The sequence below is a fragment of the Anaerotignum faecicola genome, assembly GCA_024460105.1.
Classification (GTDB): Bacteria; Bacillota; Clostridia; order Lachnospirales; family Anaerotignaceae; genus JANFXS01.
The window spans coordinates 1-437 of record JANFXS010000328.1; the positions used below are offsets into that span (position 1 = coordinate 1).

Consider the following 437-nt stretch of genomic DNA (forward strand, 5'->3'; position numbering starts at 1 on the left):
TGAATTTGCCGGTGCTTTCCGCTATTTTGCAGAATCCGAGGCAACATGGCACATTGTAAAACCTGAAAACGGCATTATCGGACCGCGTGCGGCAGGTCCGATGATTCGCGCCATGACAGAGAAAGCCCAAGAGTTAGGGGCAGAGATTTATCTCGAAAGCCCGGTAAAAGAATTGATCATGGAAGATGGAAAAGCTGTTGGCGTAATTGCTGTCGACAAAGAGGGAGAAGAGATAGAAGCCCGTGCAAAAGCAGTGGTCGTTGCAACCGGTGGCTTCGGTGTTAATGCCAAGATGCTGAAAGAGGAATTTGACTTAAATCTCTGGGAAGATTATTTCCCGTTCAACGTTCCGGGGATTGTCGGAGACGGTTTGAATATGATGTGGGATGCAGGTGCACAAAAGTTTGGCGCAAACATTGAAATGATCTACCAGATTA

1 protein-coding gene is annotated in these 437 nt (G+C 47.1%); it reads left to right on the forward strand.

Translation table 11 applies throughout. From position 1 onward, the window contains the following. The coding region (locus NE664_14215) for an FAD-dependent oxidoreductase (protein ID MCQ4727790.1) at positions 1 to 437 on the forward strand (437 nt) is incomplete at both ends.